Annotated in this window: 1 protein-coding gene; it reads right to left on the bottom strand. The window is 39.2% G+C overall.

All coding sequences use genetic code 11. From position 1 onward, the window contains the following. Positions 1–344: 344 nt before the first annotated feature. Positions 345–821, bottom strand: a complete 477-nt coding sequence (greA, locus tag ACT3RN_RS15855; RefSeq protein WP_192520232.1) for a transcription elongation factor GreA — start codon at positions 819–821, stop codon at positions 345–347. Positions 822–897 lie beyond the last annotated feature (76 nt).

Genomic DNA, 897 nt, shown 5'->3' with positions numbered 1-897 from the left:
ATCTTATTTTTATCATCATTTTTAAAATGAGGACACGCCCTAAGATTTGTGACAGATATTACATAAAAAACCCCCATTAAATGACACTATTAAACATGTCAAATAACGAGGGTATTAGTACTGATAATAGCCAGTACTCACTATATTCAGCCATCATTATTTTTCGTTAACAGCGCGATAAATCTGCATGATGATATGCGTTAGATTTACGCAATTATGCGCTAAAACGAATTAAGTAGAAAGATAAAATTGTATACAGCTGTTTTGTCTTTTTTACAGCATGATTAAGAACAAAGGTTTTTTAATTAAACAGTCATAAATTATAGCTATAAAAACCTGTCACATTAATCGTATATCACTTTCATCACTTCGTATTCAACCACGCCTTTTGGCGTCTCAATACGGGCTTCATCGCCTTCAGACTTGCCGATCAGACCACGAGCGATTGGCGAGTTGACAGAAATTTTTCCAACTTTGAAGTCTGCTTCGTCATCACCAACGATTTTGTACTGTTTTTCTTCTTCGGTATCCATATTTTCGATAATAACACTAACGCCAAATACCACACGGCCTTCTTTTGGTAGGGTGGTAGGATCGATAACTTGTGCACCGCCTAGCTTGGCTTCGATATCACGGATACGCGCTTCGCAGAAACCTTGTTGTTCGCGCGCGGCATGATATTCAGCATTTTCTTTTAGGTCGCCATGTTCACGAGCTTCAGCGATAGATGCTGTGATGCGTGGACGGTCAACACTTTTTAACTGTTTTAATTCGGCTTCTAAAGCCGCATGTCCTTGCGGAGTCATGGGATAACGTTGCATATTTTTTTCCTTAAACCAATAACACCACACCACCTCATGCCGAGATGGTGCTAGCTTTATTGCAATGGGTATGAGA

This window comes from Psychrobacter sp. AOP5-GZ1-6 (genome assembly GCF_052376345.1).
GTDB lineage: Bacteria > Pseudomonadota > Gammaproteobacteria > Pseudomonadales > Moraxellaceae > Psychrobacter.
The sequence above is the reverse complement of the archived record's forward strand: the minus strand, read 5'-3'. Positions and strand labels throughout refer to the sequence as shown.